This window comes from Cupriavidus phytorum (assembly GCF_003254285.1).
GTDB lineage: Bacteria > Pseudomonadota > Gammaproteobacteria > Burkholderiales > Burkholderiaceae > Cupriavidus > Cupriavidus phytorum.
Genome location: NZ_QKZN01000011.1, coordinates 1 through 22,900 on the forward strand (window position 1 = coordinate 1; position 22,900 = coordinate 22,900).

Annotated in this window: 16 protein-coding genes and 1 rRNA gene; 4 read left to right on the forward strand and 13 right to left on the reverse strand. The window is 68.9% G+C overall.

All coding sequences use genetic code 11. The annotated features are described in order from the left end of the window. Window positions 1-167: 167 nt before the first annotated feature. Window positions 168-280 (forward strand): 5S ribosomal RNA (gene rrf, locus C7416_RS23015). A gap of 87 nt (window positions 281-367) precedes the next feature. On the opposite strand, the gene C7416_RS23020 is transcribed toward rrf, so the two are convergent. From C7416_RS23020 to C7416_RS23055, 8 genes are all read right to left on the reverse strand, one after another. Continuing rightward, window positions 368-1,510 (reverse strand): MFS transporter, encoded by a 1,143-nt coding sequence (locus C7416_RS23020; protein ID WP_111521079.1) that lies wholly within the window; start codon window positions 1,508-1,510, stop codon window positions 368-370. 226 nt (window positions 1,511-1,736) lie between these two features. Then, window positions 1,737-2,744, reverse strand: a complete 1,008-nt coding sequence (locus C7416_RS23025) for a tripartite tricarboxylate transporter substrate-binding protein (RefSeq protein WP_111521080.1) — start codon at window positions 2,742-2,744, stop codon at window positions 1,737-1,739. Window positions 2,745-2,889: 145 nt separating this feature from the next. Continuing rightward, complete coding sequence (locus tag C7416_RS23030; protein WP_111521081.1) at window positions 2,890-5,613, reverse strand: nitrate reductase; 2,724 nt, start codon at window positions 5,611-5,613, stop codon at window positions 2,890-2,892. Between the two features lie 37 nt (window positions 5,614-5,650). Further along, window positions 5,651-6,892 (reverse strand): NAD(P)/FAD-dependent oxidoreductase, encoded by a 1,242-nt coding sequence (locus C7416_RS23035; protein ID WP_111521082.1) that lies wholly within the window; start codon window positions 6,890-6,892, stop codon window positions 5,651-5,653. Window positions 6,893-6,957: 65 nt separating this feature from the next. Next, window positions 6,958-7,341: a nitrite reductase small subunit NirD gene (gene nirD, locus C7416_RS23040; protein WP_012355456.1), complete on the reverse strand. Its 384-nt coding sequence runs from the start codon at window positions 7,339-7,341 to the stop codon at window positions 6,958-6,960. Between the two features lie 26 nt (window positions 7,342-7,367). Further along, the gene (gene nirB, locus C7416_RS23045) at window positions 7,368-9,929 is read right to left on the reverse strand and encodes a nitrite reductase large subunit NirB (RefSeq protein ID WP_111521083.1); all 2,562 of its coding nucleotides are present in this window, start codon (window positions 9,927-9,929) and stop codon (window positions 7,368-7,370) included. Window positions 9,930-9,999: 70 nt separating this feature from the next. Beyond that, window positions 10,000-11,322 carry an MFS transporter gene (locus tag C7416_RS23050; RefSeq protein WP_111521084.1) on the reverse strand — a complete coding sequence of 441 codons (1,323 nt, stop codon included), beginning with the start codon at window positions 11,320-11,322 and terminating at the stop codon, window positions 10,000-10,002. Between the two features lie 328 nt (window positions 11,323-11,650). Next, window positions 11,651-12,124, reverse strand: coding sequence for a winged helix-turn-helix transcriptional regulator (locus C7416_RS23055; RefSeq protein WP_111521085.1), 474 nt, complete (start codon window positions 12,122-12,124; stop codon window positions 11,651-11,653). A gap of 77 nt (window positions 12,125-12,201) precedes the next feature. On the opposite strand from C7416_RS23055, the gene C7416_RS23060 reads away from it, so the two are divergent. Continuing rightward, a complete protein-coding gene (locus C7416_RS23060) occupies window positions 12,202-12,783 on the forward strand; it encodes a GNAT family N-acetyltransferase (RefSeq protein WP_111521086.1) in 582 nt (193 codons plus the stop codon). A 20-nt stretch (window positions 12,784-12,803) separates the two neighbouring features. Here C7416_RS23060 and C7416_RS23065 read toward each other — a convergent pair whose 3' ends face one another. Both C7416_RS23065 and C7416_RS23070 read right to left on the reverse strand, forming a co-directional pair. After that, a complete protein-coding gene (locus C7416_RS23065; protein WP_240988336.1) occupies window positions 12,804-13,613 on the reverse strand; it encodes an EamA family transporter in 810 nt (269 codons plus the stop codon). A gap of 207 nt (window positions 13,614-13,820) precedes the next feature. Next, a complete protein-coding gene (locus tag C7416_RS23070; RefSeq protein ID WP_111521088.1) occupies window positions 13,821-14,243 on the reverse strand; it encodes a Fur family transcriptional regulator in 423 nt (140 codons plus the stop codon). An 81-nt stretch (window positions 14,244-14,324) separates the two neighbouring features. Here C7416_RS23070 and C7416_RS23075 point away from each other — a divergent pair, with 81 nt between their 5' ends. Then, window positions 14,325-16,496, forward strand: coding sequence for a TonB-dependent siderophore receptor (locus tag C7416_RS23075; protein WP_111521089.1), 2,172 nt, complete (start codon window positions 14,325-14,327; stop codon window positions 16,494-16,496). 10 nt (window positions 16,497-16,506) lie between these two features. Beyond that, complete coding sequence (locus C7416_RS23080) at window positions 16,507-17,676, forward strand: acetyltransferase domain-containing protein (protein WP_111521090.1); 1,170 nt, start codon at window positions 16,507-16,509, stop codon at window positions 17,674-17,676. A 28-nt stretch (window positions 17,677-17,704) separates the two neighbouring features. On the opposite strand, the gene C7416_RS23085 is transcribed toward C7416_RS23080, so the two are convergent. From C7416_RS23085 to C7416_RS23095, 3 genes are read right to left on the reverse strand one after another with little or no spacing between them, the layout of a single operon-like run. After that, window positions 17,705-19,549 (reverse strand): efflux transporter outer membrane subunit, encoded by a 1,845-nt coding sequence (locus C7416_RS23085; protein WP_111521091.1) that lies wholly within the window; start codon window positions 19,547-19,549, stop codon window positions 17,705-17,707. Between the two features lie 40 nt (window positions 19,550-19,589). Next, on the reverse strand, window positions 19,590-21,551 hold the full coding sequence (locus C7416_RS23090; RefSeq protein ID WP_111521092.1) for a glycosyltransferase: 1,962 nt from the start codon (window positions 21,549-21,551) through the stop codon (window positions 19,590-19,592). A 2-nt stretch (window positions 21,552-21,553) separates the two neighbouring features. Next, a complete protein-coding gene (locus tag C7416_RS23095) occupies window positions 21,554-22,897 on the reverse strand; it encodes a hypothetical protein (protein WP_111521093.1) in 1,344 nt (447 codons plus the stop codon). Window positions 22,898-22,900 lie beyond the last annotated feature (3 nt).

Consider the following 22,900-nt stretch of genomic DNA (forward strand, 5'->3'; position numbering starts at 1 on the left):
GCAGTAATGCGTTAAGCTAACCAGTACTAATTGCCCGTAAGGCTTGATCCTATAACCAGTGTGTTTCACCTGGTGTGTGTGATCGTGTCTGTGCCAGATACGCACAACCCCAACTACATCCCGATTCGTGACGCTGTCCCAACCCGACAGCGCCACAACCCCTCATGCCTGGTGACCATAGCGAGCTGGAACCACCCCTTCCCATCCCGAACAGGACCGTGAAACAGCTCCGCGCCGATGATAGTGCGGATTCCCGTGTGAAAGTAGGTCATCGCCAGGCTCTTATACTGCAAAACCCCTCGACAGCGTGTGCTGCGAGGGGTTTTGTCTTTGGCGCGGCGAATTAGGCCGCGCTCGCGCTTCCTTGCTAGACTTCCCGACGCCGAACCGTGGCACTGAGGATGGCGCCCGCCAGGCAGATTCCGCCCAGCAATGCCGAGGCAGGCGTGACACCGTATGTTGCCGACGCGCTTGCAGCGACCGGCAACAGCATCAGCACGGCCACGTTATTGACGCTTTCCGACGCCGCCAACACCTTTCCCTTGTTTGCACCGGCCCGCTGCGCGAGGATGGCGGTGCTGGCAGGTGCCGCGATACCCAGCGCCGCTCCCCACGCCAGCAAGCATCCCAGCGCTACCGGCAGCCCGATCGCGGCCGTCAGGAATAATGTCATGGCGCAGGCGACCACCACGGTAGCGAGAACGAGGGTGTCTTCTTCGCGCAGGTAACGCCGGCAATGTCCTGCCAGCGTATTGCCGATTCCCAGCCCCAGACCGAATACTGAAACTGCAATGCCGACGGCTCCCACCTCGAGCCCATATCGCATCCGCAGCGCTTCTCCCGCAAAGACGTAGCCCGCCACTGCGCTGCCATTCCATGCACCTTTTGCAAGCAGAAGGCGGAAGATGCCGGCGCTTGCCTTCTCGATGGACGACTCCTTGGTCTTGCGGGCGCGTGGCAGATCGCGCGGAATCACCCACCAGCCTAATCCGAAGGCCGCAAGGCAGCTTCCGGCGATCAACAGAAACGGCGCGCGCCATCCCCAGGCCTCCGCCAGCAAACCAGCCGCGGCGGGCCCAGCTGCGATCCCGGCGGTCATGCCAAGCATGACGCCACCCATGGCGCCGGCTTGTTTCGCAGGTGGAATCCGATCGGCGATCAGGGCGAAGACAGTCGGAATCGTCGCGGCCGCTGCCAGGCCGCCCAGAATGCGCAGGGCCATGGCGGCCTGCAGTGTTGGCACTAGCGTCAGCGCAAGGCTATCCACAGCGAACAGCAGCATGGCAGCGAGCAGCACCTTGCGGCGTCCGGCGCGATCCGAGAGCCAGCCCATCAACGGCGCGGCCGCGGCGTAGGACAAGGCGTAGGCCGAAACCAGTCCCGACGCATGCGCCGGAGACGTGTTGAAGGCCGAGGCGAGCGGGGCCAGCATCGGTGCGAGCATAAACTCCGCGGCCCCGACCATGCAGACGGCAAGGGCCAGGACTGGCAGAAGGAACGGCGATGGCATGCGGAAACTCCCGGTGGGATGACGTAGAGCCGAAGCGCGCGTCGAGACGGCAATGCGACGGCATCGATGGCTAAAACCAGCTAAATCAGGGAATTGAGCCGCGCCGCGGAGTCGGGCGCAGACAGAAGCGGTGCGCGGGGGCACCAGTCAGGCGAGATGGGCGGACCAGGAAGGTCCGCCCGCAAGATGGAAGATTCTAACGTATTGCCGGGAAAGGAGCGTGGGCTTAGTCGGCCTCCACCTTCATCGACTTCAGCAGCGGCTGCCACTTGTCGCTTTCCGCCTTCAGCAGCGTCCGCAGCCCGTCCGGCGTCTGCTTGTCGACCGGAACGATTTCCGCGCCTAGCCCGTCCAGCTTCCTGATCACGGCCGGGTCCTTCAGCCCTTTCTGCAACGCCCTGGTCAGGCGTTCGACGGCGGCCGGCGGTGTGCCCCTGGGCGCGTAGATGCCGTGCCATACCTTGACGTCAAAGCCTTTCAGCCCGCCTTCCTGCAGAGTCGGGGCCTGCGGCAGCGCCTTGATCCGTGCCGGCGTGGTAACGCCGAACAGGCGCACGCGATCGGCCTGGATATGGGGCAGCGTGGCCGTGGTCTGGTCGCACAGCAGGTCGACCTGGCCGCCCAGCAGCGCGGTAAGCGCGGGACCCGCGCCCTGGTAGGGAATGGCGTTCAGCTTGACGTGCACCGATTGTTCGAACAGCAGCCCGCACAGCTGGGACACGGCGCCCAGGCCGGCATTGGCCAGCGACACCTTGTCCTTGTTCTGCGTCACGTACTGAATCAGTTCCGGCACCGACTTCGCCGGCAGGTCCTTGCGGCCCATCAGCGTCATCGGCACGTCCGCTACCTGGCCGACGTAGTCAAAGTCCTTCAGCGGCGCATACGACAGCTTCTTGTACAGCGCCGGCGCCGTCGCCATGCCGTTATGGTGGATCAGCAGCGTATAGCCGTCGGCCTGCGCGCGCGCGACGAAGGCGGCCGCCACGGTGCCGCCGGCACCGGTGCGGTTTTCCACCACGATGCTCTGGCCAAGGTCTTGCGACATCGCTTGCGCCAGCGTGCGCGCGACGACATCGGTCGGGCCGCCGGCGGAGTAGGGCACGACCAGGGTGATCGGCTTGGCCGGATAGGCGTCGGCCGCTGCCGAGCCCGAGGCGCCTGCCATCGCGGAAGCCGTTACCAACATGCCCGCCAGCCATCGCGGCCCGGCGAGCCGATACTTCGCATCCTTCATCGCTGTCTCCAGATAGGTGCCGCGCCATGGGTCCGGGGCGGCTTGTCAGGGTTGCGCGGCTAGCATGGCGGCAAGCCGCGGCGACAGCAATCTGGTTCTCGTGAAGGATGCCTAATGCATGGTGAAAGATCAGCCTGGCGAAAGATCAGGCCACTTCGGCCACGCGCACCTCCACCAGCAGTTTTTTCAGCTCCGGCACGCACGAGCCGCAGTTGCCGCCGGCTTTGACGCAGGCTGTGATCTCGGCGGGCGTCTTCAGGTCGTGCTTGCGCACGGCATCGCAGATGGTGTTGCGCCCGACGCCGAAGCAGGAGCACACCGTCGGGCCGGTGTCGGCGCCTTTCTCCATCGGCTGTCCGAGCAGCAGCCCGATGCGGTCGGCGTCTTCCAGCCGCTCGCGACCGAACAGGCCGGCAAGCCAGGCGCGCGACGGCAGCTCGGGGCGCGTCGACACATAGACGCAGGCCTCGAGCCGGTCGTCGACGACGTGGCCCGCGTGGTACACGCCGGCGGCGCGGTCCTCGTATTCCAGCCAGTCCGCGTCCGGATCGGTCACGCCGAGCAGCGCGCGGGCCCAGGCGGTGCGGTCGGAGACGGTGTCGCGGCCGGCGAATTCATAGCGCTGGAACTGGCGGCCCTGCACGCGCGTCCAGTAGGTCAGCGCTTCGGCCGGCAGCGCGCGGCGGCTCAGCATGAAGCCATGCCAGTGCACGCCGAACGGCTCGACCCGCACCGGCGTGTGCTTGAACTCGGGCTCGCCGGAAACGGGATCGACCACCGGATTGACCAGCGCGCCGACGCGCGCATCGGAGCTGAACTGCCCGTTCCAGTGGATCGGCACGAACACGCTGCCGCGCGGAATGCCGCCGCCGTGGCGCACGCGCGCGACCATCGCGCCCCAGCGCGTGCTGACGCGCGCGAGCTTGCCCTCGCCCACGCCGCACAGTAGCGCGTCCTGCGGGTGCATGTCGACAAAGGGCTCGGGCAGGTGGTCGGCCAGCTTGGCCGACTTGCCGGTGCGCGTCATGGTGTGCCACTGGTCGCGCACGCGGCCGGTGTTCAGGATCAGCGGGAAGTCGTCGTCGGGCGCATGGGCCGGCGCGCGCGGCGGCGTGGCGACAAAGCGGGCGCGGCCATCGGCGTGCGCGTAGCGGCCATCGCCGAACAAGCGCCGCGCATCTTGCGCGCCCTGCGCCGGCACGGGCCACTGCACCGGTTCCAGCGCGTCATAGCGCACCGGGTCCAGGCCGGCCAGTCCGCCGATATCGAACGCGCGCGGCGCGTCGTCGTTGCGCCATGCACTGAGGCGCGCGTGTTCGTCGAAGATCTGATGCGGGCCGGCAAAGTCGAAGCCGCTGAAGCCCATGCGGCGTGCCACTTCGCACAGGATGTCCCAGTCGGCGCGCGCTTCGCCCGGCGCCGGAAGGAAGGCGCGCTGGCGCGAAATGCGCCGCTCCGAGTTGGTCACGGTGCCGTCCTTCTCGCCCCAGCCCAGCGCGGGCAGCAGCACATGCGCGGCGGCGTTGGTGTCGGTGCGTTCGATGATGTCGCTGCTGACCACCAGTTCGCACGTGGCCAGCGCGCGGCGCACCTGGTCGGCGTCGGGCAGGCTCACCACCGGGTTGGTGGCGATCACCCAGACCGCCTTGACGCGGCCGGCCTCGATGGCCTCGAACAGCTCCACTGCCTTGAGGCCAGGGCGGTCGGCGATCGCGGGCGATTGCCAGAAGTCCTGCACGACCTCGCGATGCAGCGGGTTGGCCAGTTCCATGTGGGCGGCCAGCATGTTGGCCAGGCCGCCGACCTCGCGCCCGCCCATCGCGTTGGGCTGGCCGGTCAACGAGAACGGGCCCATGCCCGGCTGGCCGATACGGCCGGTGAGCAGGTGGCAGTTGATGATGCTGTTGACCTTGTCGGTGCCGGCCGACGATTGGTTGACGCCCTGCGAGAAGGCCGTCACGGTCTTTCCGGTCTGCGCGAACAATGCGTAGAAGTCCAGCACGTCCTGCAGGTTCAGCTTGCAGGCGCGGGCCACGGCAGCCGGATCGGCGCAGGCGGCGTCAGCGGCCTGCAGGGCCTCATCCAGCCCCGCGGTGCTGGCGGCGACGAAGGCGGTGTTGGCATGTCCTTCACGCGCCAGGTAACTCAGCAGCCCGTTGAACAGCCACACGTCGGTGCCCGGCCGGATCGCCAGGTGCAGGTCGGCGAGTTCGCAGGTGGCGGTGCGGCGCGGGTCGATCGCTACGATCTTCATCTCGGGGCGCGCTTCCTTGGCCCGGGACAGGCGCTGAAACAGGATCGGGTGGCACCACGCGGTGTTGGAGCCCACCAGCACCACCAGGTCAGCCAGTTCCAGGTCTTCGTAGTTGCCCGGCACCAGGTCTTCGCCGAAGGCGCGCTTGTGGCCGGCGACGGCCGACGACATGCACAGGCGCGAGTTGGTGTCGATATTGGCGCTGCCGATAAAGCCCTTCATCAGCTTGTTGGCAACGTAGTAGTCTTCGGTCAGCAACTGGCCCGAGACGTAGAGCGCGACCGAATCCGGTCCATGGCGGCGGATGATGTCGGTGAAGCCCTGTGCCACGGTGTCGAGCGCGTGGTCCCACGATACCTGCCGCAACTGGCCGTCGGCGTCGCGCAGCTTGGGATGGAGCAGGCGGCCTTCCAGGTCGACCGTTTCGCCCAGCGCCGAGCCTTTGACGCAGAGCCGGCCCTGGTTGGACGGATGCTGCGCGTCGCCCGCGATCTCGACCTGGCCGTCGGCGCGCACCGAGGCACGCACGCCGCAGCCGACGCCGCAGTACGGGCACGTGGTGGCGGTGGTAGTGGTCAGGGTTGCGGATACAACCGGGATGTCGGACAGGTTCACGCGTTCTCCGTGCGGGGCGTTATATGCTTGGGTGACGCTAGGCAGCCAGCGCTTCGCACTGCGCCTTGCCGAACAGCAGGCGCTGGCGCAGCGCCGCCACCGGTGTGCGTTGCTGGATCAGCTCGAAATACCAGGCACCGTCCTGCACGTCGCCGTACAGCACCGCGCCGACCAGGCGCCCGTCCTGCAGCACCAGGCGCTTGTAGACGCCGCGGCGTGCGTCGCGCAGCACCAGGTCTTCGCTGCCTTCGCCGCCGATGAAGTCGCCGGCGGAGTACAGGTCGACGCCCGTGACTTTCAGCTTGGTGGCGGTGGCCTGCTGCACGTAGCGGCGATGGCCGGCACCGGCCAGGTGCGCGGCGCACACGCGCGCCTGGTCCCAGATCGGCGCGACCAGCCCGAAGGTGGCCTGGCGATGCTGCACGCACTCGCCCACGGCGTAGATGCGCGGGTCGTAGGTCTGCAGCGTGTCGTCGACGACGATGGCGCGCTCGCAGTGCAGGCCGGCGCCGGCGGCCAGTTCGATATTGGGGCGCACGCCGGCGGTCATCACCACCAGGTCGGCGGGGATCTCGCTGCCGTCCTTGAAGCGCACGCCGGTGACGCGTTCGCTGCCGAGGATCTCGGCGGTGTGCGCGCTCAGCAGGAAGCGCAGGCCCTTGCGTTCCAGCGCGCCCTTGAGCAGCGTGGCGGCGGGCTTGTCGAGCTGGCGCTCCATCAGGCAGTCGGCCAGGTGCACCACGGTCACGTCCATGCCCTGGCGCAGCAGGCCGTTGGCCGCCTCCAGCCCCAGCAGGCCACCGCCGATCACCACCGCGTGGCGATGGTTGCGCGCGGCCTGCAGCATGGTCTCGACGTCCTGGATGTCGCGGAACGCGATCACGCCGTCGAGCTGGTGGCCCGGCACCGGAATGATGAACGGCTTCGAGCCGGTGGCCAGCAGCAGGCGGTCATAGCGCACCTCGCGTCCCGAGGCGGAACGCACCACGCGGCGCGGCCGGTCGATCGAGACCACGGGATCGCCGGCGAGCAGCTCGATGCCGTTCTCTTCGTACCACTCGCGCGTGTTCAGCATGATGTCCGCCACCGTCTTCTCGCCGGCCAGCACGGGCGACAGCAGGATGCGGTTGTAGTTGCCGTGCGGCTCGGCGCCGAACACCGTGATGTCGTACAGGTCCGGCGCCAGGCGCAGCAGTTCCTCGACGGTGCGCATGCCGGCCATGCCGTTGCCGACGACGACCAGGCGCGGCCGGGCTTGGGGGTTGGCGGAAGGCGTCATGCCGGCATCTCCGTTGGCAGGGCAGGTGGGCAGGGGCAGCATCGATCGGGGGCAGGAAGGCAGAGTCAGGCGGCGAGTTCTTCCTCGGCCTCCCGCACTTCCACGCCGGCGGCGATCCACACCTTGCCGTCATAGACGCGCGCGGCGTACGCGTTGACCGACTGCTCGGGCGCCTCGAGGCATTCGCCGGTGCGCAGGTCGAAGTGGTGCTTGTAGATCGGCGAGGCCACCACCAGCCGTTCGCCGAGGTTGCCGACCAGCCCGCGCGACAGCACCGCGGCCTGCGCGTTGGGATCGAAGTTGTCGATGGCGTAGACCTCGTCGCCGCGGCCGATGCGGAAGACCGCGACCTGGCGGTCGTCGACCAGCGCGCACACACCAGTATTGGGCACGATATCGCGTACGGTGCAGACGGCGGTCCAGGTTTCGGGATGGTGGGGATGGCTCATCACGTTCTCCTTGTTTGCGGGCACGGTCAGGCGGCTTTCGCGGGCATGGACACCACGGGAATGTGGCTCAGCCGGGAGCGTTGCAAGTTCCGTTCCTCCGGCGTGGCCGGACGGATCTGGCCGCGCTCCTCGATGAAGATCAGGTTGTCGTCGCGGCGGTCGCTGTTGACGAAGTGGCGGAAGCGCTTGCGCGTCTCGGGATCGGTCACGGCCTTCTTCCACTCGTCTTCATAGGTGTCGACCACGTGCTGCATCTCGGCTTCCAGCTCGGCGGCGATGCCCAGCTTGTCGTCGAGCACCACGGCCTTGAGGTAGTCCAGGCCGCCTTCGAGGTTGTCGCGCCAGACGCTGGTGCGCTGGAGGCGGTCGGCGGTGCGCACGTAGAACATCAGGAAGCGGTCGATGTAGCGCACCAGCGTGTCGTGGTCGAGGTCGCTCGCCAGCAGTTCGGCATGGCGCGGCTTCATGCCGCCGTTGCCGCAGACGTACAGGTTCCAGCCCTTGTCGGTGGCGATCACGCCGACGTCCTTGCCCTGCGCCTCGGCGCATTCGCGGGTGCAGCCGGACACGCCGAACTTGATCTTGTGCGGCGCGCGTAGGCCCTTGTAGCGGTTTTCCAGTTCGATCGCGAGGCCGACCGAATCGCCCACGCCATAGCGGCACCAGGTCGAGCCCACGCACGACTTCACCGTGCGCAGCGCCTTGCCGTAGGCATGCCCCGATTCAAAGCCCGCCGCGATCAGTTCTTCCCAGATATAGGGCAGTTCCTCGGCACGCGCACCGAACAGGTCTACGCGCTGGCCGCCGGTGATCTTGGTGTAGAGACCGTACTTCTTCGCGACCTGGCCCACCGCGATCAGGCCTTCTGGCGTGACCTCGCCACCCGGCATGCGCGGCACCACCGAGTAGGTGCCGTCCTTCTGGATGTTGGCCAGGTAGTAGTCGTTCGAGTCCTGCAGGCTGGCGTGCTCTTCCTTCAGCACGAACTCGTTCCAGCACGAGGCCAGGATGCTGCCCACGGTGGGCTTGCAGATGTCGCAACCCATGCCGCTGCCGTGCGCTTCCAGCAGCGCGTCGAAGGTCTTGAACTTGCCTACGCGCACCAGGTGGTAGAGCTCCTGGCGCGAGAACGGAAAGTGCTCGCAAAGGTGGTTGTTGACTGCCATCCCTTGCTTCTTCATCTCGGCCTTCATGATCTGCGTCACCAGCGGCACGCAGCCGCCGCAGGCGGTGCCGGCCTTGGTGCAGCTCTTGAGCGCGCCGATGCTGGTCGAGCCGTCGCAGACGGCCGCGCAGATCTCGCCCTTCGAGACGTTGTTGCACGAGCAGATCTGCGCGGTGTCGGGCAGCGCGTCGGCACCCAGCGCCGGCTTGGCCTTGCCGCTGCTGTCCGGGAGGATCAGGAATTCGGGCGACTCGGGCAGCTCGATCCTGTTCAGCATCATCTGCAGCAGCGTGCCGTACTCGCTGGCATCGCCGATCAGCACGCCACCCAGCAGGTACTTGCCGCAGTCGGACACCACCAGCTTCTTGTAGACCTCCTTGCGGTCGTCGCTGAACTGGTAGATGCGCGCGCCCGGCACGGTGCCGTGCGGGTCGCCGATGCTGGCGACGTCCACGCCCATCAGCTTGAGCTTGGTGCTCATGTCGGCGCCGCCGAACTCGGCCGCCTCGCCGCGCAGATGGCGCGCGGCCACGCGCGCCATGTCGTAGCCGGGGGCCACCAGGCCGTAGATCTTGCCGTCCCACAGCGCGCATTCGCCGATCGCGTAGATGTCCGGGTCGGAGGTGCGGCAGTGGTTGTCGACCGCGATGCCGCCGCGCGCCCCGACCTCGAGGCCGCAGGCGCGCGCCAGTTCGTCGCGCGGGCGGATGCCGGCCGAGAACACGATCATGTCGGTGTCGAGATGGGTGCCGTCGGCGAACACCATGCGATGGGTGCCGTCCTCGCCGTCGACGATCTCGACGGTGTTCTTGCCGGTATGCGCGGTCACGCCCAGGCCCGCGATCTTTTGGCGCAGCATGCGGCCGCCGCCTTCGTCCACCTGCACCGCCATCAGCCGCGGCGCGAACTCGACCACGTGCGTGTCGAGGCCCATGTCGCGCAGCGCCTTGGCGCATTCCAGCCCGAGCAGGCCGCCGCCGACCACCACGCCGCTCTTAGAGCGCGTGCCGCATTCCTGCATCGCCTCGAGGTCTTCGATGGTGCGATAGACAAAGCAGTCCTTGCGCTCCTTGCCCGGCACCGGCGGCACGAACGGATAGGAGCCGGTGGCGAGGACCAGCTTGTCATAGGACAGGGTTTCGCCGGTCGAGACCTTGACCGTGCGCGCGGCGCGGTCGATCTCGATGGCGCGCGCGTTCAGGCGCAGCAGCATGTTGTCGTGCTGCTCGAAGAAGCCCGCCGGCACCAGCGACAGGTCTTCGGCCGACTTGCCGGCGAAGAACTCGGACAGGTGCACGCGATCGTAGGCGGGACGCGGTTCTTCGCACAGCACGGTCACTTCCAGGTTTTCCGCACCGGCTTCCGCCAGCGATTCCAGGAACTTGTGACCTACCATGCCGTGGCCGACGATGATCAGTTTCATGATGCTTTCCTTGTCCGGTAGTCAGTCTTTGCTGCTTGTGATGCTTGTCGTGCTGTGGGGCGAATGGAATTCAGCTGGCCAGCGCGCTGTCGTACAGCGCCTGCTCGCGCGCCTTGTGCTCGGCGCTGAAGCGGATGGCGATGGCGCACAGCGCGGCAATGGTGGCCAGCACGCCCAGCACCGTCAGGGTCTGCTGCACGTTGCCCAGGCCCTTGAGCAGGAAGCCCGCGGCCACCGCGCCGACGTTGCCGCCCGCGCCGATGATCCCGGCCACGCCGCCCAGCGCCTTGCGGTCGATGAAGGGCACCAGCGCGTAGGTGGCGCCGCAGGCCATGTGGGTGAACAGGCCGAACAGCAGCATCGCCACCACCGCCATGGCCACGTTGCCGGCCTGCGCGAACCACAGCAGGCCCAGGCCTTCGCCCAGGATCAGCGCGAACAGCAGCGTGGCGCGTGCATCCAGGCCGCGCCGGCGCGCCGCCTTGTCCGACAACCAGCCGCCCAGCGCGCGGGCGAACAGCGCCAGCAAGCCAAAGCTCGCGGCGGCCATGCCGGCGGCCTTCAGGCTCAGGCCGAAGCGGTCGACGTAGTACATCGCGGCGATGTTGTGAATGAAGATCTCGACGCCGAAGCAGGCACCGTAGGTGATGAACAGCAGCCACACGCGGTAGTTGGCGCTGGCGGCGCGGAAGCTGGCCCAGCCACCGCCACCCTTGCCGCCGTCCTTGCCGCTGATCTCGATGCCGCGCGCGCGCAGGTCCGAGTAGTTGCCTTCCGGGCAGTCCTGGGTGAAGCGGTAATAGACCACCGCCATCACCAGCATCAGCACGCCCGGCACCAGCAGCGCGATGCGCCAGCCGAAGGCGTGGTCCGCGCCCATCATCAGCACCGCGGCCAGCACCAGCGGCATCAGCGCCTGCGCGGCGCCGCCGCCGGCATTGCCCCAGCCGGCCGAGGTCGCGTTGGCGGTGCCGACCACGTTGGGTGCGAACATCACCGAGGTGTGGTACTGCGTGATCACGAAGCTGGCGCCGACCGCGCCGATCAGCAGCCGGAACACCAGGAAGGTTTCGTAGTTCTGCGCCAGCGCCACGCCCAGCACCGGCAGCGCGCCCAGCGCCAGCAGCCCGGTATAGGTCTTGCGCGGGCCGAAGCGATCGCACATCGGGCCGATCACCAGGCGCACCAGGATCGTCACCGCCACCGCGGCGATATTGATGTTGGCGATCTGGCCGGCGCTCAACCCGAACTCGCCCTTGAGTAGCGGCATCAGCGGCGCGCAGGCAAACCACGCGAAGAAACACACGAAGAACGCCATCCAGGTCAGGTGGAAGGCGCGCATCTGCGGAGTGCTCAAGCTCAGCAGCTCGATGCGGGTGGCTTTGCCGGTCATCGTCACTTGCTCCAAAAACAAATGGCGTCCCGCAAACCGGCGTGAAGCCGGTTCAGGGGACGCCGTTGTCCTGACAGCCGCTACATGGGATAGGGGCTGTGTATGTGGGGGCGGGCCGGTCGCCGTTGACGGGCCCGGACCCGATTACGCAAGGGGTGTGCCAGCCCGTTATGTGACGGGCAATGGTGGTTAAAGGCGGGGCGACGGGAGCGCAAGCGGGGGGCATGCGCTGTGGTGGGGCGGGTTGGGGGCGCGCGGCACGCTCATGGTGCAGTGCGGTGGACTGCGCTGGTGCGGTGCGGCACCGGCGGCACGGAAGGCCGTGGTGTCAGCTGCCGGCGGGCTTTCGCACCGGGATGATCTGCATGTCACGCGGCGACACCTCGGCACCGTCCTCGTCGATCAGTGCGGCGCGCACCAGCTTGCCATTCGCGCGCGAGCGGATCTCGACCGGGCCGCCGTCGGGCGCCATGTGGCAGTCGCCCCATTGCATCAGGCCGACCAGCACCGGCAGCAGCTCGACCGCGGCGCGGGTGGGCCGGTACTCGAAGCGCTCGCGTTCGCCTGGCTCGCGGTAGCCGACCTTGTGCAGCAGGCCGGCATCGGTCAGCGTCTTGAGCCGCGCCGACAGCACCGCCGGCGAGCATTCCAGCCGGCGCAGGAAGTCGTCGAAGCGCGTCACGCCGTGGAAAACGTCGCGCAGGATCAGGATCGTCCACTTTTCGCCGATCAGCGACAGCGTGGAGGCGATCGAGCAATGGCGGAGATCGGACGCAGTAGTGGTCATGATGCCGTGAAGCATAGCATGCTGACTTCATTTGCAAAAGTCAGGTTATCTCCTATACTCTGGCTACAAATTGTGAAGCTAGAGGTGGCAGCATGGATAACCAGGCCTTGATGCGCGGCGGCGTGACGGAAAGCTGGACCGCGGGACGGGGCACGCAGGTAATGCTGCGCCGCACCCGGGTGCAGGACGGCGCGGCGCTGCGCGCAATGGTGGATGCGCTGTCGCGGGAGAGCCGCTACTTCCGCTTCCTGACCGGCGGGCGCGTGGTGGACGAAATCGTCGCCGGCCTGGCCGCGCCCGGGGACGGTGGCGTGGCGCTGGTGGTGGTCGCGCCCGGTGAAGACGGCAGCCAGGCCATCGTCGCCAGCGCCGAATATGTCGTGTCCGGCCAGATTGCCGAATTCGCGGTGGTGGTGGCCGACGCCTGGCAGGGGCAGGGTCTGGGCCGGCGCCTGATCGCCAGGCTGTGCGAGCTGGCGCGCGCGGCCGGACTGCACGGCCTGCGCGGAGACGTGCTCAGCGAGAACCGGCGCATGCTGGCGATCCTGCAAGGGCTGGGCTTTGCCAGCCGCCGCAATCCGCAGGACAGCTTCCTGCATGAAGTTTCGCTGGCGCTGGCCCAGCCGGCGCGCAGCGCGCAACGGTTGCCGGCGGACTGGTTCAGCGCGCGCTGAGCTGCCGCAAGCCTTTGGCCTCAGGCTGCGCGCTTGCCGCGCGCGGTGATGGTGCAGCCGACCGAGGCCGTGATGATGCTGGCGATCGCCAGCCACTGCACCGTGCTCAGCTGCTCATGCAGGAACACCAGCCCGGCGAGCGCGCCCATGGCCGGCTCCATGCTCAGCAGGATGCCGAAGGTGCGCCGGTGCAGGCGCTTGAGCGCGACCATCTCGAGCGAATAGGGAATCGCGCTCGACAGGATGCCGACCGCCAGCCCGAATAGCAGCAGCGTCGGACTGAACATGGCGGTGCCCGCGTGCGCCAGGCCGAACGGCAGCACCACCAGCGCCGCCATGGTCAGCCCCAGCGAGGTCGCCTGCCCGCCGTGGGCGTTGCCCGCCATCTGCCCGAACACGATATACAGCGCCCAGCCCACGCCCGCGGCCAGCGCATAACCGATGCCGACCGGATCCAGCGTGCCGGCGGCATCGCCCACCGGCAGCAACAGCAGCAGCCCGGTCACGGCAAAGGCAATCCACAGGAAATCGATTGCGCGCCGCGACGACAGCACCGCCACCGCCAGCGGCCCGGTGAACTCGATCGCGATCGCCAGGCCCAGCGGAATGGTCCGCAGCGACATGTAGAACAGCAGGTTGGTGGCGCCCAGCGCCGCGCCGTACAACGCGATCGCGCGCGCGTTGGCGCGAGTCAGCGGCATGCGCCACGGTCGCCAGACGCACAGCAGGATCAGCGCGGAAAAGCTCACCCGCAGCGCCGTGGTGCCCTGCGCGCCCAGCGCCGAGAACAGGCTCTTGGCAAACGAGGTGCCGATGCACAGCGAGGCCATCGAGCCGGTCAGGGCCAGTACGGCGATCAGGGTCGAGTGACGGTGGGCGGTGGCGTGCTGCAAGGTCGGGTCCTGTATCGAAGTGGGTGCCGGTGCGAATGCTGCCGCATCATGCGGCAAGCGCGGCGCGGGCGCCATATACAGGTGCGCGCGGGCGGCTCAGTACAGTTGCGCCGCCTGCGGCCGCGGTGAGGGCCGGGCTGCGCCTCAGTGCTGGTGCGCCGCGGCCTTGCGCCGCTTGCCGGGCTTGCCGGCGCAATCCGGGCAGCGCCCCAGCAGCGTCAGTTCGTGGTGCTCCACCACGAAGCCGGACGGCGTGATCTCTTCCAGATGGCCGGGACATCCTTCCAGCGGGAACACGCGGTCGCACGTCAGGCACTGGAAATAGTGGCGATGGGTCACCGCGCCCGGTTCCTCCGCCAGTTCATACCGGTCGGCCTGGCCGGGCAATTCCACCGCGTGCACCTGCGCATCGTCGAGCAGGGCACGGAGATTGCGATAGACCGTGGCCAGGCCCAGGGACGGTACCTGGCGCTGGGCCGCGGCCAGGATCTCGGCCGGGCTCAGCGGCCGGCCGGCTTCGCGCAGCGCGTCGATCACGGCGCCGCGTTGACGGGTCATGCGTTCCATGCCTAAAATCTTAGTGAGAATCTATTATCATTAATGAGTCGCCGCGGTTCCGCGGCGACTCGTTTTTTTGGGGTGTTCCTTATGCTGCTTGCGCAGCCCAGCCGTGTCCGGCATCCGGTGCCGCTTTCCTTCTTGCGCGTGGTATGCCGGCCGGTGCCGGCGCGGCGGCCACTGGCCGCGCTGATGCTGGCGATGTCCGGCCTGGCCGACGCGGCGGAACCCGCGCAGGCCTCCGATATTACGCTGCCAACCGTTTCGGTGACCGGTACGGCCACCGCATCATACAACCCGCCCGACGCCTCGGGCGCGACCCGCACCGACACGCCGCTGCGCGAGATTCCGCAGTCGGTGCGCGTAGTGCCGCGTGCCATGCTCGACGACCTCGGCGCGACCCGCTTCGACCAGACCTTCGACTACGTCAGCGGCGTCGCGCGCCAGAACAACTTCGGCGGGCTGTGGGACAACTTTGCCATGCGCGGCTTCACCGGCAACGAGAACACCGGCGCCGGCTATCTGGTCAATGGCTTCGCCGCCAACCGCGGCTATACCGCGCCGATGGACGCGGCCACCATCGACCGCGTCGAGGTGCTCAAGGGCCCGACCTCATCGCTGTACGGCAGCAGCGAGCCCGGCGGCACCTTCAACGTGGTCACGCGCCAGCCGCAGTTCCGGCCCGCGCAGCGCTACGGCTTCGAGCTGGGCACGCGCGACGGCTACCGCGCCACCGTCGACGTCACCGGCCCGCTGGGCGAAGACATCGCCGGCCGGCTGATCGCGGTGGCCGACCACCAGGGCAGCACCCGCGACTTCGTCCACAGCCAGCGCTACCTGGTTGCGCCGTCGATCACGTGGATGCTCGGTAACGACACCGTTTTGCAGTACGCGGCGGAATTCCAGCGCTACACCACGCCGATGGACCGCGGCGTGGTCGCCGTCAACGGCCAGCTGGGCCGCATTCCGCGCTCGCGCTTCCTGGGCGAGCCCGGCGACGGCAGCCTGCGCCTGGACAGCCAGTCGCACCAGCTCAGCGTGGAGCACCAGTTCTCGCCGCAGTGGCAGGGCAGGCTCGGCCTGTCGTACCGCGGCGGCGCGCTGGCGGGACATTCGAGCGAGTCGACCGCGCTCGCCGCGGATGGCCGCACGCTCTGGCGCCAGCACCGCTATCGCGACTTCCAGTCCGACGATGTCTCGCTGCAGGCCAGTGTGACCGGCAAGTTCAATACCGGCCCGGTCGGGCATGAACTGCTGCTGGGCGTCGACGCCTACCGCTTCGGCAACACCATGGCGATCCTGCGCAGGAACCCCAGCGCCGCGGCACCCTATGCGATCGACATCTACGACCCGGTCTATGGCCAGCCGGCGCCGCCGCTGGCCTGGAACATGGACACCTACGAGCGCCAGCACAATGTCGGCGCTTACGCGCAGGACCAGCTGAGCCTGGGCGAGCGCTGGCGCGTGCTGGCCGGCGTGCGCTTCGACAGCTTCAGCCAGTCGCTGGACGACCATCTGCGCGGCACCCGCACCACGCAGCACCACAACGCGGTGTCGCCGCGCGTGGGTGTGAGCTACCTGGCCAGCAACAACCTGTCGCTGTTCGCCAATGCCAGCCAGTCGTTCCGCCCCAATGCCGGCACCGACGCCGCCGGCCAGCCGTTCGATCCAGAGCGCGGCCGCGCGCTGGAAGCCGGCGTCAAGTTCGACAGCGACGACCGCCGCACCGGCGCCACGCTGGCCGTGTTCGAGATCCGCAAGCGCAATGTGCTGGCCGCCGACCCGGCCGATCCGTCGTTCTATCTCGCCGCCGGCGAGGCGCGCAGCCGCGGCGTCGAGCTCGACGTGGCCGGGCAGCTCGGCACGCACTGGCGCGTCTCGGGCAGCTTCGCGCTGACCGATGCCGAGATCACGCAGGACACCCGCCTGGCCCCCGGCACCCCGTTGTCCAACGTGCCGCGCACCAGCGCCAGCCTGCTGGCGATGTATGAAGACGCGGCGCCGGTGGGGCAGCGCTATGGCGCCGGCGCCGGCGTGCGCTATGTCGGACGGCGTCCGGGCGACGTGCAGGACAGCTTCTCCTTGCCCGCCTACGTGCTGGTCGACCTGCACGGCTACTGGCAATACAGCCGGCACGTGCGCGTGTCGCTCAACGTCGGCAACCTGTTCGACAAGACCTATTACGCCAGCTCGTTCAACAGCCTGTGGGTCGCGCCGGGCGCGGGCCGCAGCGTGCGGCTGGGCGTGCAGCTGAGCTACTGAGCAGGGAACGATGATGCCGTCATCCTTGGCGCGGACTGCCCCGACCCACCGGCTGCTGTCCATCGATGCGCTGCGCGGGCTGGTGATCCTGATCATGCTGCTGGACCATGTGCGCGACATGTTCTTCCTGCACGTGCCGGTCGCCGATCCGATGGATGTCGCCGCCACCGCGCCGGCGCTGTTCTTTTCGCGGCTGCTGGCCCACCTGTGCGCGCCGGTGTTCATCGCGCTGGCGGGCGTGTCGGCCTGGCTCTACGGCAACGCCGGGCACGACCGGCGCGAGGTCAGCGGCTTCCTGCTCAGGCGTGGCTTGTTCCTGGTGTTGCTGGAGCTGACCCTGGTGGGCTTTGCCTGGACCTGGCGCCTGCCACCGCAGGTGATCTACCTGCAGGTGATCTGGGCCATCGGCCTGAGCATGATGGCGCTGGCGGCGCTGGTATGGCTGCCGCGCGCGGCGCTGGTCGCAACAGGCGTGGCACTGGTGGCGGGGCACAACCTGCTGGATCCGCTGCACTTTGCGGGTGACAGTGCCTGGCACGTGCCCTGGGCGATCCTGCACGACCGCACCTGGATCGAGTTGGCCGATGGCCTGCGCGTGCGTACCTCATACCCGGTGCTGCCGTGGATCGGCGTGATCGCGCTGGGCTATGCGACAGGACCGTGGTTTGCCGCGGCCATGCCTGCCCGCGCGCGCCAGCTGAGGCTGGCCGCCTGCGGCCTGGCGGGGCTGGCCGGGTTTGCTTGGCTGCGCGCGCTCAACGGCTACGGCCAGGAACAGAAATGGATGCCCGGCGCGGATGCCCTGCATACCGCGATGAGTTTCCTCAACGTGACCAAGTACCCGCCGTCGCTGCTGTTCCTGCTGCTGACGCTGGGCACGGGGTGCCTGCTGCTGCTGTGGCTGGAGCGCGTGCAGGACGGCCGGCCGGCGCGTTGCCTCGCCGTGTTCGGCGCGGTGCCGATGTTCTTCTACCTGCTGCACCTATATGTGCTGCAGGGCCTGTACCAGCTTTGCGTCTACTGCTGGGGCCTGAACCAGGGCCGTGTCTTCGGCCTGGACCATGTCTGGCAGCTGTGGCTGGCGGCAGCGGTGCTGGCGCTGCTGCTGTGGCCGGCGGTGCGCTGGTTCGCGGCGCTGAAGGCGACGCGGCGGGACTGGCGCTGGCTGAAGTACTTGTGACCCGCGCCCCCGGCCGCCGCGCCCGGCCTCAGCGCGGTACGGTCGCGACAGGGGCTGGCTGGACCGCCGCCGGAGCCGGTGCCGGCGCCTGCTGTTGCGCCACGGGTTGCGGCTGCGCGACGGGTTGTTGCTGTGCACCGGGCTGTTGCTGTGCGACAGCTTGCGGCTGTGCGACGGCTTGAGGCTGCGCAACGGCCTGCGGTTGCCCAACAGCCTGAGGCTGTGCGACGGCCTGGGGCCGCGCCGCCTGCGGCTGCGTCGCCGCCTGCGCCGCGGCCTGCGCCGCGGCTTGCGGTCGGGCCGCGGGCGCCGCATTGGTCCCGCCGCTTGCGACCGGAGCGGCCTCGGTCACTTCACGCCAGCCGCCGCCCAGCGCCTTGTACAGCGACACCCGGCTGGTCAGCCCGGCCAGCTTGTAGGTGATCAGAGCCTGCTGCGCGGTGTAGAGCTGGCGCTGCGCGTCGAACACGCCAAAGTAGTCGTCCACGCCGTTCTTGAAGCGCATCTCCGACAGCCGCCGGGTTTCGCTGCCTTCGCGCACCAGCGCTTCCTGCGCCTGCACCTGGCGCTCGTAGGTGGCGCGGGCCGCCATGCTGTCGGCCACTTCGCGGAACGCGGTCTGGATGGTCTTCTCGTAGTTGGCGATGTTGATGTCCTTGCGCACGTTGGCCGCGTCGAGGCCGGCGCGGTTGCGGCCGGCATCGAAGATCGGCACCGTCAGCTGCGGCGCGAAGACCCACGCCATGCCGCCCGAGAACAGCCCGGCCAGGCTGCTGCTGGCCACGCCCAGCGCGCCGGTCAGCGAGATGCGCGGGAAGAACGCCGCGCGCGCCGCGCCGATATTGGCGTTGGCGGCCTTGAGCCGGTGTTCGGCGTCGAGGATGTCGGGACGGCGCACCAGCACGCTGGAGGGCAGGCCTTCGGGGAACTCGCGCATCAGCATGCGCGCGTCGAGCGGATCCGGCGCGGGAGCATTCGGATTCGCCGGCGCGGTACCGGCATCGAGCACCGACTTGGGCAGCGGCCCGCCGATCAGCAGCGCCAGCGCGTTCTCGTCCTGCGCGACCTGCCGGGTGTATTGCTCCACGCCCACCTGCGCGGTCTGCACCTGGGTTTGCGCGCGATGCTGGTCCAGCTGCGCCATCGCGCCCACCTGGTGGCCGCGCCGGACCATTTCCGCCGCGTCCTGCTGGGTCTTGAGCGTGTCCTGCGACAGCTGCAACAGCGCGCGGTCGGCGCGCAGCGTCAGGTAGGCGCTGGCCACTTCGGCCACCAGGCTGATCTGCGCGCTGCGGCGCGCCTCTTCGGTGGCCATGTATTCCTCCAGCGCGGCATGCTTGAGGCTGCGCACGCGGCCGAAGAAGTCCAGCTCGAACGCGGTCAGGCCGATGCCGGCGTTGTAGGTGGTGATCTGCGGCGACTGTCCTGCCGCGCGCAGCCGCTGCGGCAGCCGCTGTGACACCACGCCGGCACTGCCTTCCACGGTGGGGAACTGCGCCGCGCGCTGGATCTGGTACAGCGCGCGCGCTTCGTCGATGGCCAGCGTGGCCATGCGCAGGTCGCGGTTGTTGGCCAGCGCCAGCTCGATCAGCTGGCGCAGCTGCGGGTCGACGAAGACATCGCGCCAGCCCAGGTCGGCGGCGGAGGGGCCGGGGCGTTGCGCTGGCTGGCCCGGCTGCGCGGTGCCGTTGGCCGGTTTGGCCTGCGAGGTGCGGTAGGCCGCGCCGTCGGGCCACGCCGACGGGACCGGGGCTTCGGGGCGCTGGTATTGCGGCTCCAGCGTGCACGCGGCAAGCGCCAGTACCAGCGCGCCGGGCAGCAGCAGGCGTGGTGGCAGGGGGGCATGGCGGCGGGGGCGGGGCAGGCTTCGCATGGATGGTTCCGGAGAGAGAAAGACTGGGAGCAGCAGGAGGTCAGCCCATCAGCGCACGGCGCATGAAGCGCGAGATCGCCAGCTTGGGCTGCCCCTGTCGGGCAATGTTGTGGGCGGGATCGGTGAACAGCAGCCGGATCAGCGCATGGCGCGCGGCCATGCTGGTATGCAGTGCGATCCCAAGCAGCTGGCCGTCGCGGCGTACCACGCGGCACGGGATCCAGCCGGTCTGCGCCAGCCACAGCGCGCCTTCCATGCCGGGGCGGAAGGCCGGCGCCAGCGGCGTGATCACGGCCACGCCGTTGCAGGACAAATCCTTGGTGGCGACGCGGTATTCGCGCCCGTCGACGCGCAGCAGCGCGGCGGCATGGTGCGGAAAACGCTCTTCCTTGCGCGGCCGCGGCAATTCCACGCACACCAGCAGCGAGGCCAGGTACAGCATCAGCGCGACGCCGGTCCAGATCGTGTTGAAGGCCAGGCCCTGCGCATCGGGGTCGACCACCAGCGCGCGGCCGAGGCCCAGCGCGGAGAACCCCAGCAGGCCGGCGTACAGCGCGGCGAACTTGCCGTGGATCACCAGCTTGGAGCGGTCCAGCCCCTTGTTGGTGACCTTGAACGGCCGTCCGAACGGCTTGAACATCGCGCTGACCAGCGACGCGGTTACCGCCAGCGCCGCGACGATCTGCGTCACCTCGGTAAAGATCGGCAGCGCGCGCTGCCCGGTGATCCAGATGCTGTACGCCCAGTACGCTACCAGCGCGGGCAGGCCGTAAGCGAGGAACTGCAGCGGCTCGCCGTACAGCGTGGAGACGCCGAAGTACCAGTACAGCAAGGGCCCCGCCAGCAGCATCAGCGTGAACGGGCGCGACAGCCAGTGCAGCAGCCCGTGCACATAGTGCAGGCGCTGCATGAAGCTGTAGCCGCGCCCGCGCAGCGGTCCGTCGGCGGTCAGCGCCACCTGGATCGTGCCCAGCCCCCAGCGGCTGCGCTGGCTGATGTACTCGGGCAGGCCCTCGGCCGACAGGCCCACGCTCAGGCGCTCGTTGAGCCAGCGCGTGATATAGCCGTGCGGCAGCAGCCGGTAGGTCAGGTGGATGTCCTCGGTCACGGTGCCGGTGGGGAAGCCGCCGATCAGCTCGATCAGGTCGCGCCGCACCACGAACGAGGTGCCGATGCAGAACGCCGCGCCCCACGCGTCCTTGGCCGGCTGCATCACGTCGAAGAAGGCGCGCTGCTCGTCGACCCAGCATTCGGTGGCGCGCAGGTTGTACTGGATCGGATCGGCGTTGTAGTAGAACTGGGGCGTCTGCACCACGCCCACGCACGGGTCGCCGAACAGGCCCACGGTGCGCAGCAGGATGTTGCGATGGGGCGCGAAGTCGGCGTCCAGCACCAGGATGTAGGGCGCGCCGCCGGCCGCGGCGCTGTGGCGCAGGCCGTTGTTGAGGTTGCCCGCCTTGGCGTGGGCGTTATCGGGACGCGTCACGTAGTTGGCGCCGACGCGCTCGCAGAACTCGCGCAGCCAGTCGCGGCGGGTGTCGTCGAGCACCCAGACGCGGAAGTCCGGATAGTCGATCGCCAGCGCCGAGACGATGGTCTTCTCCAGGATCTCCAGGCCTTCGTTGTAGGTGGCGATGAAGATGTCCACCGGCGGCACCCGCTGCGCGCGGCGCAGCGCGGCTTCGCCCGCGTCGGCATCGGGCGTGTGGTTGCTGGTGCGGGACAGCACCACGATCGACAGCAGCGTGTAGGCCAGCGTCATGCATTCGAAGATGAAGAACACATGGGCCCATACGCTGGCGAAGGTCATCTGCCAGTCGGGCAGGGTTTCGCGCACGCGCCAGGTCAGGTACACGACCAGCAGCAGCGCGGTGACGCCGCCGAACAGGATGCGGTCCGCCGGCCGCTCGTGCCGGCACAGCAGCGACAGCAGCACCGTGGCCAGCAGCACGCCGCCGTTGATGACCAGCAGCGTCTGGTTTTCCAGGAAGAGGGCGAACATCGTCAGTCCTTGTCGGGGGTGGCACTGGCGGTGCCGGCGGCAGCAATCGCCGGCGGCGGACAGGAGGGCTCCAGGCAGCCGCCCGGGCGGAACGGGTTCCAGCGCGCGGCGGCCAGCACCGCCCAGGCGGTGGCGCCCAGATGCGGCAGGTGGAAGTAGTGGAAGTCCTCGGTGGTGGAGGTGGGACCGATCGACAGCCCGGTGCTGACGCGCGCCTGCGGCGTGGCATAGAGCATCCCGGACGGCGCGCGCTGCGCGCGCAGCAGCGGCCACAGCGGCGCGGCCTGCTGCGCTTGTCCGGCGGCCTGCAGCACAAGCGCGGCTTGCCCGGTGCCTTCGGTCCAGATGCCGTCGGGGTTGCCCTTGAAGCCGTAGCCGGCGCTGGACCGGTGTTTGGCCTCGACCCAGGCCAGGTTGCGGCGCCAGTCCTGCGGCGGGTCGGGGAAGGCGATCAGCGGCCACAGCACCGCGTCCAGCGCCGACGGGCCGGCATTGGGCGAGCGCCCGTCGTCGTGCGTGCCGATGATGAAGCGGCCCTCGCGCGGTTGCCACATGGCGCTGACAAAGCCGCGCGAGCGCGCCGCGCCGTCGCGCCAGCGCGGATCGTTGCGCAGGCTGGCGAGCCAGCTGAAGGCTGCATAGGTGTCGACGTTGTGCTCGGTCGATTTCCAGCCCTGGCGGATCTGCTTGGGCTCATGGCCGAAGAAGCCGCCGATGTAGCCGGCCGGCGCGGCCGGATCCGGCACGGTGGCATGCACCCAGCCCATCAGTGCCGCGGCGCCGTCGAGATAGCGCGCATCGCGCGTGGCGTCATGCACCGCCAGCAGCAGCAGCGCGGCCCAGGCCACGTTGCCGGTGGCGGTGCCGGCCTGGTAGGCGTCTTCGAACCAGCGTTTGCTGGGTTCGTCCCACCAGCCCGGCAGCGGCGCCGGGCCTGCCGGCAGCGGCCCCGCGCGATAGGCGTTGCGCAGGCGCGCGTCGCGGAAGTGGCGGTCCTGGCGCGTGGCCTGCAGCACCGCATCGGCAATGCGGCGCGCTTCCGCGGGCCGCTTGCACGCCACCAGCGCAATGCCGGCCAGCGCGTTGTCGTAGACGAAGGCGGCATTGCGCAGCGCCGGCGACAGCGGTTCGCCGCCGGGCGCGGGCTCGTAGCTGGCCAGGAACAGCGGGCCATTGCCGCCGGCGCGGACGACCTGGTCGGACAGCGCCTTGCAGCCGTCGGACAGCAGCGCCTGCTGCGCGGGGTCCGCGGCGCGGGCCGCGGCCGGCGCCAGCACCAGCAGGGCGGGAAGCAGCGCGCCGGCGATCATGCGGGGCAGGCGCGCGGTCGGGATCGGCAATCGCATCCG

Coding starts and splice junctions, on each gene's coding strand:
- C7416_RS23075 (WP_111521089.1), top strand. CDS start 14,325: ATGCTGCTTGCGCAGCCCAGCCGTGTCCGGCATCCGGTGCCGCTTTCC.
- C7416_RS23090 (WP_111521092.1), bottom strand. CDS start 21,551: ATGTTCGCCCTCTTCCTGGAAAACCAGACGCTGCTGGTCATCAACGGC.
- C7416_RS23035 (WP_111521082.1), bottom strand. CDS start 6,892: ATGACGCCTTCCGCCAACCCCCAAGCCCGGCCGCGCCTGGTCGTCGTC.
- nirD (WP_012355456.1), bottom strand. CDS start 7,341: ATGAGCCATCCCCACCATCCCGAAACCTGGACCGCCGTCTGCACCGTA.
- C7416_RS23095 (WP_111521093.1), bottom strand. CDS start 22,897: ATGCGATTGCCGATCCCGACCGCGCGCCTGCCCCGCATGATCGCCGGC.
- C7416_RS23050 (WP_111521084.1), bottom strand. CDS start 11,322: ATGACCGGCAAAGCCACCCGCATCGAGCTGCTGAGCTTGAGCACTCCG.
- C7416_RS23065 (WP_240988336.1), bottom strand. CDS start 13,613: ATGGCCTCGCTGTGCATCGGCACCTCGTTTGCCAAGAGCCTGTTCTCG.
- C7416_RS23020 (WP_111521079.1), bottom strand. CDS start 1,510: ATGCCATCGCCGTTCCTTCTGCCAGTCCTGGCCCTTGCCGTCTGCATG.
- C7416_RS23080 (WP_111521090.1), top strand. CDS start 16,507: ATGATGCCGTCATCCTTGGCGCGGACTGCCCCGACCCACCGGCTGCTG.
- C7416_RS23055 (WP_111521085.1), bottom strand. CDS start 12,124: ATGCTTCACGGCATCATGACCACTACTGCGTCCGATCTCCGCCATTGC.
- C7416_RS23060 (WP_111521086.1), top strand. CDS start 12,202: ATGGATAACCAGGCCTTGATGCGCGGCGGCGTGACGGAAAGCTGGACC.
- C7416_RS23070 (WP_111521088.1), bottom strand. CDS start 14,243: ATGGAACGCATGACCCGTCAACGCGGCGCCGTGATCGACGCGCTGCGC.
- C7416_RS23025 (WP_111521080.1), bottom strand. CDS start 2,744: ATGAAGGATGCGAAGTATCGGCTCGCCGGGCCGCGATGGCTGGCGGGC.
- C7416_RS23085 (WP_111521091.1), bottom strand. CDS start 19,549: ATGCGAAGCCTGCCCCGCCCCCGCCGCCATGCCCCCCTGCCACCACGC.
- nirB (WP_111521083.1), bottom strand. CDS start 9,929: ATGAAACTGATCATCGTCGGCCACGGCATGGTAGGTCACAAGTTCCTG.